Origin of the sequence: Sphingomonas sp. J315 (assembly GCF_024666595.1) — a bacterium.
Classification (GTDB): Bacteria; Pseudomonadota; Alphaproteobacteria; order Sphingomonadales; family Sphingomonadaceae; genus Sphingomonas.
This window is the reverse complement of record NZ_CP088296.1, coordinates 3180947-3196529: the sequence shown is the minus strand read 5'-3', so window position 1 is coordinate 3196529 and position 15583 is coordinate 3180947. Positions and strand designations below refer to the sequence as shown.

Sequence of the window (15583 nt, the reverse complement as noted above, 5' to 3'; positions counted from 1 at the left end):
CCTGTGCGATTGGATAATCCGGAGTAGCGCGATGCTGCTGACAGCATGTTGGCAGCAGGGTGGCAGTAACACGGGTTCGACGCCGGCGACAGTGCCGCGCCGAACAGGAAAGGACCTGCCATGCTGACCTTCTACCATTCACCGCAGACCCGATCGGGCCGCACCATGTGGCTGCTCGAGGAGAGCGGGCTGCCGTTCGAAACGCGTTATGTGACGATCGCGCAGATGGATGGCAGCGGCGCGATCGATCCCGCCAATCCGCATCCCGATGGCCGCGTGCCTGCGATCGTGCATGATCGCGTGCTGATCAGCGAAAGCTACGCCATCGCGATCTATATCTGCGATCTCGCCGCGAAAGCCGGGCTGGGCGCGCCGGAAGGTTCGGCCGAGCGGGGCCCGTTCCTCGCCTGGCTGATGTGGCTGGCGACCGAGATGGAACCGGTGATCTTCGCGCGGCTCTATGGCGGTGGCGGCGATCTGCGCGCCGAGCGCAACTATGATCAGGTAATCCGCCGGATCGAAAACGCGCTGGCCAAGGGGCCGTATCTGATGGGCGAGCGCTTCACCGCGGTCGATGTGATGGCTGGCGCAACGATTGGCTGGGCACGCCACGCCTTTCCCGAAAGCGCGGCGATCGACGCCTGGCTCGCCCGGATCGGCGAGCGGCCGGCCAACCAGCGCGCCTGCGCCAACGACGCCGAGCTTGTGCCCGCCTGATTTCGCCGGATGTCCTCCCCCGTCGCTGCGGGGGAGGATTGCCTGCCTCAACCCTTCGCCGTCACCATCAGCCCGCGCTGCACCGCCGGGCGGGCAAGGCCGCGGTCGAGCCATGCCGACACGTTCCCGAAATCGTCGAAACCGACAAGATCGCGTGCGCCGTAAAAGCCGATCAGGTTGCGGACCCAGCCGAGCGAGGCGATGTCGGCGATCGAATAATCGCCCATGATCCAGTCGCGGCCCTGAAGCTGCGCATCGAGCACGCCGAGCAATCGCTTCGACTCCGCGACATAGCGGTCGAGCGGGCGCTTGTCCTCGATCTCGCGGCCCGCGAATTTATGGAAATAGCCGAGCTGGCCAAACATCGGGCCGAGTCCGCCCATCTGCCACATCACCCATCCGATCGTTTCGTAGCGCTGGTCGGGGTCCAGGAACTGACCGGTCTTTTCGGCGAGGTAGAGCAGGATCGCGCCGCTTTCGAACAGAGCGAGCGGGTGGCCGTTGGGGCCGTTGGGGTCGAGGATCGCGGGGATCTTGCCGTTCGGGTTGAGGCTGAGGAATTCCGGCGTCTTCTGGTCGTCCGCGCCGATGTCGATCAAATGCGCCTCATAGGGCAGCCCGGTTTCCTCGAGCATGATTCCGGCCTTCACGCCATTAGGGGTGTTGAGCGAATAGAGCTGGATACGGTCGGGGTGCTGCGCGGGCCAGCGGGTGGTGATGGGGAAGCCGGACAGATCGGACATGCGGAAATCTCCTTTGCGGCGACATAGTAACGCCGTAATCGGATCGCTATGGGCGCGCCGATGACTCCGACCGATCTTCGCGTGGCGCTGTTCAGCGGCAATTATAATTATGTACGCGACGGCGCGAACCAGGCGCTGAACAAGCTGGTGCGCCATTTGCTGGATGCTGGCGTGACGGTGCGCGTCTATTCCCCGACCGTAGCGAAGCCGGCCTTTGCGCCGGAGGGCGATCTGGTCAGCGTCCCGGCCTTTGCCATGCCCGGCGGACGCGGCGAGTATAAGGTCGCGCTGGGCCTGCCGCATGCGCCGCGTGCGGATCTGGAGGCGTTCGCGCCGAGCCTCGTCCATGTCTCGGCGCCCGAATTTCTGGGCCATGCTGCGGTTGCCTGGGCGCGCAAGCAGGGGCTTCCGGCGGTGGCATCGCTCCATACGCGGTTCGAGACTTATCCGCGCTATTATGGGCTGGGCTTTATCGAGCCATGGCTGATCCGGCGGCTGACGCGGTTTTACAACAAGTTCGACCGTGTGATGGTGCCGGGCAATTCGATCGCGCAGCTGATCCAGAGCTGGGGTGTCACGACGCCGGTCAGCATATGGTCGCGGGGCGTGGATCATGCGCGGTTCAACCCGGCGCGTCGCGATCTGGAGTGGCGGCGGAGCCTGGGCATCGCCGACGACGTTCCGGCGATCGGGTTCCTGGGGCGGCTGGTGCTCGAAAAGGGGCTGGATATCTTTGCCGAGGTGGCGCGCGAGCTGACCCGGCGCGGGGTTCCGCACAAGATACTGGTGGTCGGCGAAGGTCCGGCGCGCGACTGGTTCGCGGGGCAGGTGCCCGAAGCGATCTTCACCGGCTTCCAGTCGGGCGATGCGCTGGGCCGCGCGGTCGCGTCGATGGACGTGTTCTTCAACCCCTCCGTCACCGAGACGTTCGGAAACGTGACGTCGGAGGCGATGGCGTGTGGCGTGCCGGTGGTCGCGGCGCGCGCGACCGGCGCGATGGATCTTGTGGTCGAGAATGAGACCGGCTTCCTGGTCCCGCCCCGCGACGTCACCGCCTATGCCGACGCGATCGAGCGGCTGGCGCGCGACGCGGAGATGCGCGCGCGGTTCGGGGCACTGGGGCATCAGCGGATGCAGGCGCAGGTCTGGCCGCAGGTGAACCAGGCGGTGCTGGATGCGTATCTTGAGGTGATGGGGGGACGGTAACTCCCCTCCCGCTTGCGATTGCGGGGTCGGCCATGCCCCCGGCATGGCCTGAACAGCGCGGGGCGCTGTTCACCCGGCAATGGGTCGGGGGCCTCCACCGGCCTGGCGACGTGTTGACAGGCCCTCCCTAGCCCCTCCCGCAAGCGGGAGGGGGACTTAGGACCAATCGTATTTCAGCCCTTCCTCGCGAAACGCGAAGCGGTCGATATGGCGTTCGATCGCGCCCTTCAGCCCCTCGACCTGCTCGGGTGCGCTGGCGTCGATGCAGATCGCGATGCCGTCGGGTTTGGCATCGAGCGTAACCAGCCCATCGCCGGGCCAGTTCGCGCCGCGCGCGTCCTTCGGGAAGACGATCGTGCCGTGGTCGGCGGTATAATCGACCTTGAGGTTGTGCTCCCAATGCTTGCAAAGCTGCTGGAGGTAACGCGACGCCTTGTCGGTCGCGGCGAAGCCGGTTGCGGTCGCAGTCATCAGAGGCGCTCCACCTTGCGCGCCGCGGCGTCGATGATGTCGATCACTGCGTCGACCGTTGCCTGATCCGCTTCGCCGTCGTTCAGCCGCTGCATTACCGCCATTTTGAGATTGCCCATCGCGCGCCGCACCGGGCTGCGCCCGCTCTGTTCGCGCTGCGTGCCGAGTTCGGCGAGGCGGCCCATCAGCAGGGTCACCTGTTCGGCGCTTTCCTCAAGATGCGCCTGCCCCGCCGGGGTGATCGCATAGAGCTTCTTGGCGCCCTCCGCCGCCTGTTCGGCGATATGGTCCATGTCGGCGAGCAGCGTCAGCGTCGGATAGACCACGCCCGGGCTGGGCGCATAGGCGCCGCCGGTCCGCTCCTCGATCTCGCGGATCAGGTCGTATCCGTGGCGCGGCTGATCGGCGATCAGCGCGAGCAGGACGAGGCGAAGCTCGTCGCCGCTGAACATGCGACGACGCCCGCCGCCGCGACCGCGCCCGCCCATCGCCTCTGCGTTGATATCCCATTCGACCGTGAACGGGCCCCATTGGCGGCGTCCGCGGCTGGCATGCATCCCGTGCGGCCCGAAGCCGCGATGATGTCTTCCAAACATTCTTGATCCTTCATATCCGAGTCGTGATGCGTCTAAGATATATCTTGAATGCATTTTGACAAGCCCCTTCGCGACTCCGGCCGAAGTTCCTATATCGTTCCGCATGACCGATCTGTTCGGCGGGACCGAACCCGCCGCCTCCCCATCCGAAATTTCCGCGTCCGCGCCGCTGGCCGACCGACTGCGCCCGGCGCGGCTGGAGGAGGTGGTGGGCCAGGAGCATCTGACCGGGGCAGAGGGCGCGATCGGGCGGATGGTGGCGGCGGGGAAGCTGTCGTCGATCATCCTGTGGGGACCGCCGGGGACGGGCAAGACGACGACCGCGCGGCTGCTCGCCGATGCGGTGGGATTGCGCTTCGTCGCGATCAGCGCGGTGTTTTCGGGCGTCGCGGACCTCAAAAAGGTGTTTGCCGAAGCGAAGGAATTCGCCCGTATCGGCCAGCGCACCTTGTTGTTCGTGGACGAGATCCACCGCTTCAACCGCGCGCAGCAGGACGGGTTTCTGCCGTTCGTCGAGGACGGGACGGTGACGCTGGTCGGCGCGACGACCGAAAATCCGTCGTTCGAACTGAATGCGGCTTTGCTCAGCCGGGCGCAGGTGCTGATCCTGCGACGGCTCGACCATCAAGCGCTGAGCCAGTTGCTCGACCGCGCCGAGGCGATCGAGGGCCGCCCCCTCCCCCTCACCCCCGAGGCGCGCGACGCGCTGGTGGCGAGTGCGGATGGCGACGGGCGCTTCCTGCTCAATCAGGCGGAGACGCTCTACTCGGTCAGCTTCGACGCGCCGCTCGACCCTGCGGGGCTGTCGGCGTTCCTCCAGCGCCGGGTCGCGGTGTACGACAAGGATCGCGAGGGGCATTACAACCTCATCTCCGCGCTGCACAAATCGCTGCGCGGGAGCGATCCGCAGGCGGCGCTCTATTATCTCGCACGGATGCTGGTAGCGGGTGAGGAGCCGCTCTACGTGCTGCGCCGGCTGGTGCGGTTCGCGAGCGAGGATATCGGCCTCGCCGACCCGCAGGCTTTGGTCCAGTGCCTCGCCGCCAAGGACAGCTACGAGTTTCTCGGCTCACCTGAGGGCGAGTTGGCGATCGTGCAGGCTTGCCTCTATTGCGCGACCGCGCCCAAATCGAACGCGGCTTATATGGCGATGAAGTCGGCGTGGCGCTCGGCCAAGGAGACCGGGTCGCTGATGCCGCCGCAGAACATCCTCAATGCGCCGACCAGGCTGATGAAGGAGATCGGCTATGGCAAGGACTATGCCTATGACCATGATGCCGAAGGCGGGTTCAGTGGCGCCAACTACTGGCCCGAGGAGATGACGCCGCAGACCTTCTATACGCCGACCGATCGCGGGCTGGAGAGGCGCATCGCCGAGCGGCTGGCGTGGTGGGACGAGCGGCGGGGGCGGTAGCCCTACCTCCCCTCCCTGAAAGGGAGGGGTAACAAATGGGGTCAGCGCACCCGATAGCGCAGCACGACATCGCCTTCACTGCGGCGTTCCCACACGCTCGGCCAGGCAACATCTGCGCGAACCAGTAGCGCGTCGAGCTCCTCCGCCGGCCACTTCATCTCCTTGTACGGCCACGCCTCGGCACGCCCACGATAGGCGGCGATGAAGTCGGTGGCGGCGCGGAGCGAGCGGCCCTTGCCGTCGGCCCAGCTGTAGAGATCGACACCGAGGCACGCGGCGGTGTCGGCGACGTGGTACGCGGGCTCGATCGCGTAGATCGAATAATGCGCGCTGCGGGTGCGGGCGAGTTCGTCGGGCAGCGCGCCGCCCGGCTGCATCTGCTTCTCGATGCGCCTTTTCGGGAAGTCGGCGACGATCTTGCGCGCGAGATCGGGGCGGCGCGCGAACAGCGCGAAACGGCTGACCTGGGCGTCGTACCAGATGCCGTGATTGTTGTTCTTCGCGCCCTCGCCCTTCCCGTTCGCGCTGGACAGCATCCAGTCGAGATAGCGGGAGAACCAGCCCTCCAGCGCCCTGACCTCATCCGGCGACAGCGCGCCCGAGGGACCGGCCAGCCCGACCGCGTCGATCACCCCGATGAACGTACTGGTGTCGAGCACGCCTTCGGGACGTCCGTTCGAGCGGCCGGGGACCATCTGGGCATAGTTCATGTTCGGGTTCATCGCCGTCGCGGGGTCGAGGAACCAGGCGCGGACGATCGCCGCCAGCTTGTCGGCATAGCGGCGGTCGCCGGTGTAATAATAGGCAAGGCCGAGCAGATCGGCGTCACTGCCCATGCGGCCGAGCGCGGTGCGGTCGAAGCGGTTGGTGTTGCGTTCCGGGTTCACCTCGCCGTCACGGCGGACATAGGGGCCGGTCGGGTTGGCGGGATCGGGCCACCAATAGGGGGCGAGGCTGATATAATCCTTGCGGTCGTTGGACGGCGGGATAGTGCGCTTGTCGAGCACGCTGCCGGGCTTGCGCGCGACCGCGGCGTCGGCGCGCTTCACCAGCGCGGCGAGTTCCCCCTTCGCTTTCGCGTCGCTCGGCAGTGCCGCCTTGATCGCGGTCAGTTCGGACGGGCGCAGCGTGAAGGTGCGGCGCCCTTCGAACGCAGCGGCATAGCCGTCGACGCCCGCGCACTGTTGCGTGGATGAAAAGGCCGCCGCCGGGGGTGGAGACCCCGCGGCGGCGACGGTGGCAAGGACCGAGAGAGGGATGGCCCAGCCGAGGTTGCGTGCGCTCACAGGCGGACCCGGAAGCCGAAGAAATATTGCGTGCCGCTGTTCGAGACCTCGGCGATATTGTCGTACGTACCCTTGTACATGATGTCCGGTTCACCGGTGACGTTGAGCGCCTGCAGCTTGATCTGGACGTTCTTGGTCAGGTTATATTGGGCCGACAGATTGAGATAGGTACCGGGCCGGATGTAGCGGTTGGTGCCGCCATTGGGCTTGTAATAGTCAGAGCGGTGGCGGACGTTCGCGCGCAGCGACATCCCCCATTTCTCGAACCACACCGATCCGCTGGCGGTCCACTTGGACAGGCCGATCAGGTTCGCGTCGTCGACATAGGCCGCGATCGGCGAGGTATCGGGATATTCGAAATTGGCGAAGGCGCGGTTGACCGATCCCTGAATTCCGAAGCCGTCGAGCGGGTCGGGCAGCCAGGTCAGGACATGGCTGAACGTCGCCTCCACGCCATAAAGGTGGCGCGTTTCCAGATCGTTGGCCGGGCCGACCGGCTCGATTTCGAACGTCTCGGTCGTCGGCGCACCGCCGTCTCGGATGGTGGTGACGGTGATGTCGGTCGGCACCGGCTCCGACCGCCCGATGACCGTGCCCTTGGCCCATTTGTAATAGCCCGCGACCGACAGCAACGTGTCCTTCGACGCATAGAGTTCGACGCTGGCATCTAGATTCCAGGCGCGCAGCGGCTTGAGGTTTGGGTTCCCGGTCGTCGCGTTGAAGATGATGTTGTCGAGACCGGTGCCCGCCGAGGGGTTCAAGTTGATCCCCGCGCCGAAGCTCTCGATCCCCGATCGCGCAATGGCGCGATAGGCGGCGAGGCGCAGCTTCAGCTGGTCGCTGAGGTCGAACGCGATGTTCGCGCTGGGCAGCAGATATTCGTATTTGCCCTTGAGCGTGTTGGTCTGGAGCTGCCCCGCCGGATCGACGCTGACGGCGTAGCTGTCGCCCGGCGTGTCGATCACGATGCGATAGGCCTGGCGATAGCCGATCGAGGTGATGTCGGTGCGCACATAGCGCAGGCCGACATTGCCGCTGAACGGCAACGCGCCCTCATCCTGGCGGAAATTGGCCATGGCATAGGCCGACCAGATCCGCTCCCGCACATCGATGTCGCTCGGATCGCGGCCATCGGCGGGGATCGGAAGCGCGTCGTCGCTGCCGGTGAAGGTGCGGAACAGGCAGTCATTGTCGAACGTCGCCCAGCGCGTGACGTTGCCGCCCATGCCCGACATGTAGCTGCTGGTCGTGAACGGCACGCGGCATTGCTGGTTGGCCAGCGTGATGCGCGCCGCCACCTCTGCAGTGGTGCCGGGGATCGTGTTCAGATCGTTGTTGCGCGCATTGTCGTTGGTGCGGTGGTGGTCGGAGAAGCGACCGCCGATTTTCACCGAGGTGATGAACCCGTCCAGCTCACGCTCGACGTCGAAGCGCGCGGCCCAGATTTCGTCCTGCCGGTCGGTGACGAAGCGGTTGCGCGCATACACGGCGGTGTTGCCGGTCGCGAGGAAATTGGCGTGGTTGGTGATGTCGAACGTGCCGAAATCGACGGTCGGCACGACATTGTCGCCGTCATAGGTCAGCGTGTACGGCACGCGCGTTGTCGAGCGCATGCGCGTCTGCTTCTGCGTTTCGGTGCGGTGGCTGCGCGAATATGAGCCGTCGAGCGCGATGTTCCAGCGGTCGGGCGACCAGATCAGGTTGAGGCCGCCGCCCAGATACTCCTCATTCCCGCTGGCGCGTTTCGAGCTGGTTTTCGAGGTTGGAGTTGCCGCGATAGCTGAGCAGCGCGCCGGGGCGGTCGCCATTGGCGCCATCGCTGATCACGAGCGGCTGGACGCCGCGAAGGCCCTCGGTGATGCCCAGAACGTTACGGTCCTCAAGGCTGGCGCGGTTCGAATACTGGCCGTCGATCGCCACCTCGAAATCGCTGTGCGGCCGCCATTGCAGCGCGCCGATGATGCCGTCGCGGATTTCCGACGTCTGCTGGGTGCGGAAGCTGCGCGAGCTGTTGGCGAAATAGGCGTCGCCGCGTGTTTCGCCGATCACCGTGCCGCTAACGGTACGCGGGCCGGTGGCGTTGGTGCAGTTCTGCCCAGCCCCTGCCGCGTTCAGGGCGGCGGCGTTGCCGGTCAGAAGCCACGGATTGTTTGCCGAGGTATTGCACAGCTGGAAGGTCGAGTTCGCGTTGTAATAATCTTCCGGCGCAGTCGTATCCTGGCGCTGATAGCCGATCGAGATGCCGATATCGCCCAGCCCGGTCGAGAACTGGTCGGTGTAGGAGAAATTGGCGCGATAGCCGAGGCCGTCATGCTGATAGACGTCATCGTCCTTGGGCTGGAAATCGCCGCGGATCTCGAACTGGATGCGCCGTTTCCCGTAATCGAGCGGCTTCATCGACCGCAGCTCGATCACCCCGCCGACGCCGCCTTCGAGGAAATCGGCGCGCTGCGATTTATAGACCAGCACGCCGTTGACCAGCTCCGACGGGAATTGCTGGAAGGCAACCGAGCGGTCGGGGCCGGCGGTCGACACCTCGCGCCCGTTGAAGGTCGAAAAGCTGAGTGTGGGGCCAAGGCCGCGCACCGACAGTTCGTTCGCGTTGCCCTTGAACCGGTCGGCCGAGACGCCGACGATCCGCTCCAGCGTGTCGCCGACGCTGTTGTCCGGCGTCGCGCCGATCTCGTCGCTGACCAGTCCGTCAACGACGACGTCGGCGTTGCGCTTGAACTCGATCGATGTGCGCTGAGTCGCGCGAGAGCCGGTGACGAGGATTTCATCTTCGTCGGACTGAGCGGCAGTCGCAGGCGCATCTTCCTGCGCCACAGCCGGCGCGCATACCGCCAGAGCCGCCGATGCCAGCAGCGACCCGCGGATCGCGATGGCCGAAATCTTCCTCATCCCAACTCTCCCCGATTGCGGGATATCGGATCCCGGCCCGGCTGATACCGGTGTCAACGATGTGTATGACAACTAGCCCAATGCGCGTCAACTCCCCTTTCGGACTAGTTGTATGACAAAGACCAAACCGTCGCTATGGCGCGCGAGTCTATTTCAGCTGCGAAACGGCTGCATTTGACGACGGTAGAGAAGGGTCCGGTCGGCGACCGATACACCGGGTCCGACGCCGGTTGGGCATCGCAATCGCCATAGCCGGAGGCGACGAAGCGCTGCACCGCGCCGCGCGCGAACCGCACCCCGCCCGGCTGCTTTGCCGGATCGCCGGAGAAGGTCGCAAACTCCATGTCGATGCGGCCGATTTTCACGCCCTCCGCCGGGACGATGCGGTCGCGCCGCTCGATCTTGCCGGGCGAAAAGCGATAGTGCGTTTCGATGGACACCCGCGTGTCGAGTTGCGCATCATTGCCCCCCATCCGGTCGAGCGCAGTCTGGTGCCAGCGGACCTCGGTCACCGCGCCACGCCGCGTCACCCGCACATCCTTGAAGAAGGCGAGCGGCATCAGCACGGTGCCGTCGCCCAGGGTGACGCGCGGCAGCAGCTGCGGGAAGGCCGCGTCCGCCGACCCGGCGAGCATGCCGGGCGAGAAGGGGATCGGGAAATAGGGGTTGTTCATATGCTGCCCCTCTGCCCCGTTGATGATCGGCAACGAGATCATCCGATTGCCGTCGCGGATCGTCACCAGCCCGCGATCGTGCAGCCCGCGCGCGAACCAGGTCGTGGTCGAGCGCGGCAGCGTGCCCAACCAGCGCCCGAATCCCGGATCGGGCGCCTGACCGCGATAGCCGAGCCGGTTCCAGATCGCGTTGGTGTAGATATGCTGGCGCGCGAGGCTGAAATTCTCCCCCAGGATGCGCGCTTCGCCGCGATAGACATCGGTGCGCCGCCCCTGCCCCCCACGCCGTGCGACCCCACATGTCGACCGATCCGCTGACGGGGTCGATCCAGAAATCCATGTAGCGCGCCGTCACCCGGCTGGAGAAGGCATAGGCCATGCGCTCTTCCACCGGGGTCATCACCTTGAGCAAGGCGGCGGCGGTCAGCACCTCCAGGAACGCGGTGTCGCCATAAGTGCCGATGCTGCGGCCATATTCGAACCCCTCGCCATGCAGGTTGAAGCGCAGGAGCAGCAGGTCGACCGACTTGCGCAGCCACGCCTTGACCTCGTCGCTCGGCGTCATCCCGGTTTCGAGCAGGCGGTGCGCGATCTCGCCGATCAGCAGCACCGAATAACGGTCGAACCGCCCCTTCCCTTCGGTCTCGTCGGCAAAGCCATACTCGCCCGAATATTTCCGATAATGGTCGATCATCCGCGCGAGCAGCTGGTCGCCCGCGCTGGCATCCTCCCAGCCAAGCAAATGGCGAAAACGCGCGATCGAGAAGGCAACGCCGTAATAATTGTTGGGCAGGTTGATCAGGCTGAGATCGGGCCGCACGAAGCGGCGCCAGTCGAGCCGTTGGCGCAGCGTCGCGAGGGTCGCCGGGCGAACGGCGCGCTCGAGCAGGCCGCGCGCGTGCAGGTCGTGTAGGGCGTTGATATAGTAATAGAGGCCCCAGCTCTCATTGTCGTTGGCGAGCGTCAGCTCGGCCATGTCGGCGAACTCGCGCAGACGCTGGTCGAGCCGGGGGTCGTTGGCGTCGAGCGCGACGATGCGGTGCGCCATGGTCGCGGCGATCTTGCCGGGGAGGAACTTGTCCCCGCCCCCCGAACACCGCGACGCCGTCGATCTTCGTCGCCTTGCCGTCGCGCAGCAGCTGTTCGACCAGCGCCTCGACCTGCGGCATCAGGCGGGTGGTGACGGTCGCGTCCATCGGCGCAACGCTGTCGGTATAGATCGGCCCGGCGGGAGCCTCGGCTCGGCGATCGGCGGCCTGAGCCGAAAGCGGCGCGGCGAGCGCGAGCAGCAACAACGCCCGCATCAGTGCGCCTCCTTTCGCGCGAGATCCGCCATCGCGGTACCGGCGAGGATGAACGCGCCCGATCCGTAGAATTGCGTTTCCTTCGCCGACACGCTGTCGGGCCGGTCGCCGACCTGCTGGACCCAGCCGAGCATCCCGTCGGGCTGTACCGCACGGACGATCGCATTCCAGCCGCGCACCGCGGCGGCCTGATAGGTCGCACGGTCGAGCAGGCCCGCGTCGATCCCCCAGGCGAAGGCATAGGTGTAGAAGGCAGTCCCGCTGGTCTCGGTCGGGGTCGACGGATCGGTGTCGAGCAGAGACGGCGACCAATAGCCGTCCGCTTTTTGCAGCGTCAGCAACTTCGCCGCCATGTCGCGGAACAGCCCTTCATAGTAAGCGCGCTTGGGGTCCTTGCGCGGCATCGCGTCGAGCATGCGGACCATGCCGCCCATCACCCAGCCATTGCCCCGGCTCCAGAATTGCTTGCGCCCCTTCGCATCGCGCGTGTCGAAGAAACGGCTGTCGCGGAAATAGAGCTTCTCGACCGGGTCGTAGAGATAGTCGGTTGTCGCCTTGAACTCTTCATGCGCGAAGTCGGCATAGCGCTGGTCGCCGGTCTGGCGGGCGAGCTGGAGCAAAGTCGGCGGCGCCATGAAGATCGCGTCGCACCAGCACCAGCGATCGGTGCATTTCGACCAGCCCGCGCCGGGCGCGCCGGGGATGAACTCCAGGCTGCCGGTCGGGCGGTTGGCGAGTACGTTATCGAAATAGGCGATGGTCGGGGCGAGTGCCTCCCTGCCCGCGCCGTTACGTGCCGCCCAGATCCATGCCTGACCGATCAGCTGGTCGTCGGCGTGAAAGGGGTTGTCGCCCAGTTTCCACGCCATCTCACGGCCCAGCTCCATCAGCGGCGGGGCGTAGCGCGCATCGCGCTTGGCAAGTTCGGTCAGTGCGATCCAGAAGGTCGCCTGCTGCCAGTCGCGCGGGTTCTGCACGCTTTTGCGCGCGAGCGGCATCGTCGCCCAATTGGTCTTGTTCGCCAGCTGCCAGTCAGCGACACGACGCACCTGCGCCAGGATCGCGTCGGGCTTGGGCAGTTGCGCGCGCGTCTCGGCCGCCGGGACGGTCGCAATCGGGGCGGACGCAGCGGGAAGCGCTCCGGCAAGGGCAAGCAGAATCAACGACATCTCATTTCCTTCCGGGCATGGCGCGAGCCGTGACGGTCGCAGCCCCTCTCCTGACGGTCCGGCGCATCATGGTTGTTGACACCGGTGCCATAATCTTTCCAATTGACGAATGGCTGTCAATAAGGTTGTCACACAACTAAGCCGCGAAGTCGAGAGGATGGGATGCCGAAACCGCGAATGGCCCGAATGCCGCTCTATGCCGCGATGATCACGGCGCTTGTCGCGGGCGCGGCCTGGGCGCAGCAGCACAAACCGCTGCGCACCGCGACTGCCGAGGAACAGAAGGCGCGCGCTGCGGTGTCGATTGCCGACTATCGATTCGGCGACCTGTTGTTCGAGAACGACCGCATTGCCTTCCGCATCTACGGTCGTCCGCTCGAAGCCGCCGAGCCCCCCTCCTCCTCCGGCATCGACGCCTGGGGCAAGCGGGTGCGATGGCCGTTCATGGACCGCCAGCTGCGCACCGGCGACCAGCATCAGGACCAGGGCGAGGGCGTCGATTTCTACAATGTCGGTACCGGACGCGGGGTCGGCGGCCTGGGCATCTGGCACGACAACAAGCTGTGGACGTCGCGCAACTATGTGAACCCGCGGATCGCTGTGGCGGGGCCGGAGCGTGCGGCGTTCAGCGTCGACTATCCCGCCTGGCCGGTCGATACCGCGCGCACCGTCGCCGAGACACGGCAGTTCGCACTGGCACCGGGTAGCAACTTTATCCGCATGACATCGACCATCGCGTCGAGCAGCAGCCAACCGCTGACTGTCGCGATCGGCATTTCGAAGCGCCCGACCGGCACCGCGCTGGGCAGCATCCTCAAGGATGCGGACAAGGCGCGGCTGGTGTGGTGGGGGCCGGACACGCCCGACAAGGGCGCAATGGCGGCGGCGGTGATGGTCGATCCTGCGGCGTTTGCCGGATTTGCCGAGGATGCCGACAATTACCTGATCCTCGTCCGGGTCACGCCGGGCAAGCCTTTCGTCTATCATGCCGGCGCAGCGTGGAGCGGCGGTCCCGATTTCAAGCGCGAACCCGATTGGCAAGCCTATGTCCAGCAGCAGCAGCCCGATTTCAATCCCTAGTCATATGGCCACGGGCAATGCTATCCGTCCCGTGATGACGGTGACCAAGGCGGCATCGCTGGCCGACGATCTCGTCCAGCGGTTCGAGGAACAGATCGAACGCGGGGAGATGCCCCCGGGGTCGCGCTTTCCGACCGAAAAGGCGATTACCGAGAGCTTTGGCGTCAGTCGCACCGTCGTGCGGGAAGCCTATTCGCGCCTCGCCGCGCGCGGGCTGCTGGTGTCGCGGCGCGGATCGGGTGCCTATGTCGCGGAGGGGGCGCAATATCGTGCGTTTCAGGTGACCCCGGACGAGGTCAGCGCGATCGACGACGTGCTGCGCCTGCTCGAAATGCGCATGGGGTTCGAGGCGGAGATGGCCGATCTTGCCGCGCAACGCCGCACCGACGCCGATCTGAAGGACATCCGCGCCGCGCTCGCGGCGATGGATGCGAGCACCGAGGCGGAGGGATCGGTCGCCGCCGACGCGGCCTTCCACGCCGCGATCGCGCGCGCGACCGGCAACGCCTATTTCGTACGCTTTACACAGTTTCTCGGCGTGCGGCTGGTGCCATCGCGCAAGCTGTATCTGCAGGGCAACGACCCGAAAAAGCACCAGCGCTACGCCCGCATGATCAACCGCGACCATGAGGCGATCTACGCGGCGATCGCGGCGGGCGACCCGGCGGCGGCGCGGCGCGCGGCGCGGCGGCATATCCAGAAGTCGATCGACCGGCATGAAGCGCTGAAGGCGGGACGGAGTGCTGGCGAAGACTAGAGCTGACGCCTATCCGCAACCGCCTGAACTAACACGGGTTTCATCCGTTACGGCTGTCCAACTCAGGACGACCGGCATGTTCACGCAACTCAATCCCCCTATCCCGCTCAACGTGCTCGGCAAGGGTGAAGGCTATGCGATCGGCATGATCGATTATGGCCAGGAACATAATCTGATCTGGGTCACGGCGATCAATGAGACGGGGGAGATTTGGTGCGCCCCAAATCCATCCGTTCGACTGACCAAGAACTGGACGATGGGGCGGCCTTCACCGAAGCTGCCAAGCGCGTCGGGCGAGCGCGCTTTCGCCTGACGCAGGATTTCGAACAACAAAAAGGGGGGAGGGTTTCTCCCTCCCCCTCTTTGGAATGGCGGCGCTTCTGCGCCTCCCTTCCCTTTCCACGGCCCCCCGGCTGGGAAGGGGCTGCCCGTCCACGGCCCCCCGGCTGGGACGGGCAATCCTGTTGACTGCCCGCTTAGAACGGGAACAGCGCGTCGTAGATCTGTTGGCCCCAGCGTGCCTGCTGCGCGTCGGACAGCTGGCCGCGGCCGCCATAGCTGATCCGCGCTTCGGCGATCTGGCTGTGGCGCACCGAATTGTCGCGGCCGATATCCTGCGGGCGGACCACGCCGCTCACCACCAGTTCGCGCAATTCGTTGTTCACGCGCACTTCCTGACGGCCGCGGATGCCCAGATTGCCGTTGGGGAAAACGTTGGTGACGATCGCCGACATGGTCATGTTGATCGTTTCGGAACGGCTGATATTGCCACCGCCGCCCGACTGCGACTTGCTGTCGGTGCTGGCGAGGTTCGCCGGATTGAGCGCCTTGGGCAGCAGCTTTTCAAGGCCGAGCAGCGAGGCGATGCTGGCGCTTTCCGAACCGGTGCGGACGCGCGAGGTGTTGTTGCCCACCTCCGCCTTGTCGGCGATGTTGATCTTGATCGTCAGAATGTCGCCCATCCGGGCCGCGCGCTGATCGCTGAAGAACGCGCCCGCACCGGCGCGAAACAGCGACGCCGAGGCTGCGGGCGCCTGAACCGGAACGACTCCGGGTGCTGCCGGGGTGCCCGCGACGGCAGCGACCTGCGCCCCGCTGCGCAGGCCAGGGGTGCCAAGCGAGCGTTCGCCGCCGGGCATCGCCATCTCTTCAGGCGCGGTCATCTTGGGTGCCTTGCCGATGCGGCCAAGGCGTTCGACGCTGCCGCAGCCGGAAAGCAGGGACGCGGTGGTGATGGCGAGAACGATCTTCTTCATGGGTTTCTA

17 protein-coding genes are annotated in these 15583 nt (G+C 65.8%); 6 read left to right on the top strand and 11 right to left on the bottom strand.

The features are described 5' to 3' along the window. The first annotated feature begins 120 nt into the window (after positions 1-120). Positions 121-717: a glutathione S-transferase family protein gene (locus tag LRS08_RS16250; protein WP_260480966.1), complete on the top strand. Its 597-nt coding sequence runs from the start codon at positions 121-123 to the stop codon at positions 715-717. A 47-nt stretch (positions 718-764) separates the two neighbouring features. On the opposite strand, the gene LRS08_RS16245 is transcribed toward LRS08_RS16250, so the two are convergent. Beyond that, the gene (locus LRS08_RS16245) at positions 765-1460 is read right to left on the bottom strand and encodes a glutathione S-transferase N-terminal domain-containing protein (RefSeq protein WP_260480965.1); all 696 of its coding nucleotides are present in this window, start codon (positions 1458-1460) and stop codon (positions 765-767) included. Between the two features lie 60 nt (positions 1461-1520). On the opposite strand from LRS08_RS16245, the gene LRS08_RS16240 reads away from it, so the two are divergent. Further along, complete coding sequence (locus tag LRS08_RS16240; RefSeq protein ID WP_260480964.1) at positions 1521-2666, top strand: glycosyltransferase family 4 protein; 1146 nt, start codon at positions 1521-1523, stop codon at positions 2664-2666. 156 nt (positions 2667-2822) lie between these two features. Here LRS08_RS16240 and LRS08_RS16235 read toward each other — a convergent pair whose 3' ends face one another. Both LRS08_RS16235 and LRS08_RS16230 read right to left on the bottom strand, forming a co-directional pair. Beyond that, entirely contained in the window at positions 2823-3137 is a 315-nt protein-coding gene (locus tag LRS08_RS16235; protein WP_260480962.1) for a DUF2218 domain-containing protein, read from the bottom strand. Continuing rightward, positions 3137-3694: a PadR family transcriptional regulator gene (locus tag LRS08_RS16230; RefSeq protein WP_260480961.1), complete on the bottom strand. Its 558-nt coding sequence runs from the start codon at positions 3692-3694 to the stop codon at positions 3137-3139. The genes LRS08_RS16235 and LRS08_RS16230 overlap by 1 nt, the downstream gene beginning before the upstream one ends. A gap of 142 nt (positions 3695-3836) precedes the next feature. On the opposite strand from LRS08_RS16230, the gene LRS08_RS16225 reads away from it, so the two are divergent. Continuing rightward, the gene (locus LRS08_RS16225; RefSeq protein ID WP_260480960.1) at positions 3837-5147 is read left to right on the top strand and encodes a replication-associated recombination protein A; all 1311 of its coding nucleotides are present in this window, start codon (positions 3837-3839) and stop codon (positions 5145-5147) included. Between the two features lie 41 nt (positions 5148-5188). Here LRS08_RS16225 and LRS08_RS16220 read toward each other — a convergent pair whose 3' ends face one another. From LRS08_RS16220 to LRS08_RS16190, 7 genes are all read right to left on the bottom strand, one after another. Beyond that, entirely contained in the window at positions 5189-6433 is a 1245-nt protein-coding gene (locus LRS08_RS16220; RefSeq protein ID WP_260480959.1) for an alginate lyase family protein, read from the bottom strand. Then, entirely contained in the window at positions 6430-8241 is a 1812-nt protein-coding gene (locus LRS08_RS16215) for a TonB-dependent receptor domain-containing protein (protein ID WP_260480958.1), read from the bottom strand. Before LRS08_RS16215 ends, LRS08_RS16220 begins: the two co-directional genes overlap by 4 nt. Then, positions 8159-9334 carry a TonB-dependent receptor plug domain-containing protein gene (locus LRS08_RS16210; RefSeq protein WP_260480957.1) on the bottom strand — a complete coding sequence of 392 codons (1176 nt, stop codon included), beginning with the start codon at positions 9332-9334 and terminating at the stop codon, positions 8159-8161. The genes LRS08_RS16215 and LRS08_RS16210 overlap by 83 nt, the downstream gene beginning before the upstream one ends. Positions 9335-9438: 104 nt before the next feature. Continuing rightward, the gene (locus LRS08_RS16205; RefSeq protein ID WP_260480956.1) at positions 9439-9846 is read right to left on the bottom strand and encodes a hypothetical protein; all 408 of its coding nucleotides are present in this window, start codon (positions 9844-9846) and stop codon (positions 9439-9441) included. Beyond that, entirely contained in the window at positions 9794-11056 is a 1263-nt protein-coding gene (locus LRS08_RS16200) for a hypothetical protein (RefSeq protein ID WP_260480955.1), read from the bottom strand. Before LRS08_RS16200 ends, LRS08_RS16205 begins: the two co-directional genes overlap by 53 nt. Next, the gene (locus LRS08_RS16195; RefSeq protein ID WP_260480954.1) at positions 10953-11312 is read right to left on the bottom strand and encodes a hypothetical protein; all 360 of its coding nucleotides are present in this window, start codon (positions 11310-11312) and stop codon (positions 10953-10955) included. Before LRS08_RS16195 ends, LRS08_RS16200 begins: the two co-directional genes overlap by 104 nt. Continuing rightward, positions 11312-12481 carry a glycoside hydrolase family 105 protein gene (locus tag LRS08_RS16190; RefSeq protein ID WP_257842722.1) on the bottom strand — a complete coding sequence of 390 codons (1170 nt, stop codon included), beginning with the start codon at positions 12479-12481 and terminating at the stop codon, positions 11312-11314. Before LRS08_RS16190 ends, LRS08_RS16195 begins: the two co-directional genes overlap by 1 nt. A gap of 162 nt (positions 12482-12643) precedes the next feature. On the opposite strand from LRS08_RS16190, the gene LRS08_RS16185 reads away from it, so the two are divergent. The 3 genes from LRS08_RS16185 to LRS08_RS16175 all read left to right on the top strand — a co-directional run bounded on the left by LRS08_RS16185 (position 12644) and on the right by LRS08_RS16175 (position 14631). Next, positions 12644-13561 (top strand): DUF4861 domain-containing protein, encoded by a 918-nt coding sequence (locus LRS08_RS16185; RefSeq protein ID WP_260480953.1) that lies wholly within the window; start codon positions 12644-12646, stop codon positions 13559-13561. Between the two features lie 4 nt (positions 13562-13565). After that, positions 13566-14318 carry a FadR/GntR family transcriptional regulator gene (locus LRS08_RS16180; protein WP_257842724.1) on the top strand — a complete coding sequence of 251 codons (753 nt, stop codon included), beginning with the start codon at positions 13566-13568 and terminating at the stop codon, positions 14316-14318. Positions 14319-14394: 76 nt separating this feature from the next. Further along, positions 14395-14631: a hypothetical protein gene (locus tag LRS08_RS16175; RefSeq protein ID WP_260480952.1), complete on the top strand. Its 237-nt coding sequence runs from the start codon at positions 14395-14397 to the stop codon at positions 14629-14631. A gap of 163 nt (positions 14632-14794) precedes the next feature. Here LRS08_RS16175 and flgH read toward each other — a convergent pair whose 3' ends face one another. Next, entirely contained in the window at positions 14795-15574 is a 780-nt protein-coding gene (gene flgH / locus LRS08_RS16170; RefSeq protein ID WP_257842725.1) for a flagellar basal body L-ring protein FlgH, read from the bottom strand. Between the last annotated feature and the right edge of the window lie 9 nt (positions 15575-15583).

Coding starts and splice junctions, on each gene's coding strand:
- LRS08_RS16195 (WP_260480954.1), bottom strand. CDS start 11,312: ATGCGGGCGTTGTTGCTGCTCGCGCTCGCCGCGCCGCTTTCGGCTCAG.
- flgH (WP_257842725.1), bottom strand. CDS start 15,574: ATGAAGAAGATCGTTCTCGCCATCACCACCGCGTCCCTGCTTTCCGGC.
- LRS08_RS16215 (WP_260480958.1), bottom strand. CDS start 8,241: ATGGCGACCGCCCCGGCGCGCTGCTCAGCTATCGCGGCAACTCCAACC.
- LRS08_RS16230 (WP_260480961.1), bottom strand. CDS start 3,694: ATGCATGCCAGCCGCGGACGCCGCCAATGGGGCCCGTTCACGGTCGAA.
- LRS08_RS16190 (WP_257842722.1), bottom strand. CDS start 12,481: ATGTCGTTGATTCTGCTTGCCCTTGCCGGAGCGCTTCCCGCTGCGTCC.
- LRS08_RS16225 (WP_260480960.1), top strand. CDS start 3,837: ATGACCGATCTGTTCGGCGGGACCGAACCCGCCGCCTCCCCATCCGAA.
- LRS08_RS16185 (WP_260480953.1), top strand. CDS start 12,644: ATGCCGAAACCGCGAATGGCCCGAATGCCGCTCTATGCCGCGATGATC.
- LRS08_RS16200 (WP_260480955.1), bottom strand. CDS start 11,056: ATGGCGCACCGCATCGTCGCGCTCGACGCCAACGACCCCCGGCTCGAC.
- LRS08_RS16175 (WP_260480952.1), top strand. CDS start 14,395: ATGTTCACGCAACTCAATCCCCCTATCCCGCTCAACGTGCTCGGCAAG.
- LRS08_RS16235 (WP_260480962.1), bottom strand. CDS start 3,137: ATGACTGCGACCGCAACCGGCTTCGCCGCGACCGACAAGGCGTCGCGT.
- LRS08_RS16180 (WP_257842724.1), top strand. CDS start 13,566: ATGGCCACGGGCAATGCTATCCGTCCCGTGATGACGGTGACCAAGGCG.
- LRS08_RS16250 (WP_260480966.1), top strand. CDS start 121: ATGCTGACCTTCTACCATTCACCGCAGACCCGATCGGGCCGCACCATG.
- LRS08_RS16210 (WP_260480957.1), bottom strand. CDS start 9,334: ATGAGGAAGATTTCGGCCATCGCGATCCGCGGGTCGCTGCTGGCATCG.
- LRS08_RS16245 (WP_260480965.1), bottom strand. CDS start 1,460: ATGTCCGATCTGTCCGGCTTCCCCATCACCACCCGCTGGCCCGCGCAG.
- LRS08_RS16240 (WP_260480964.1), top strand. CDS start 1,521: ATGACTCCGACCGATCTTCGCGTGGCGCTGTTCAGCGGCAATTATAAT.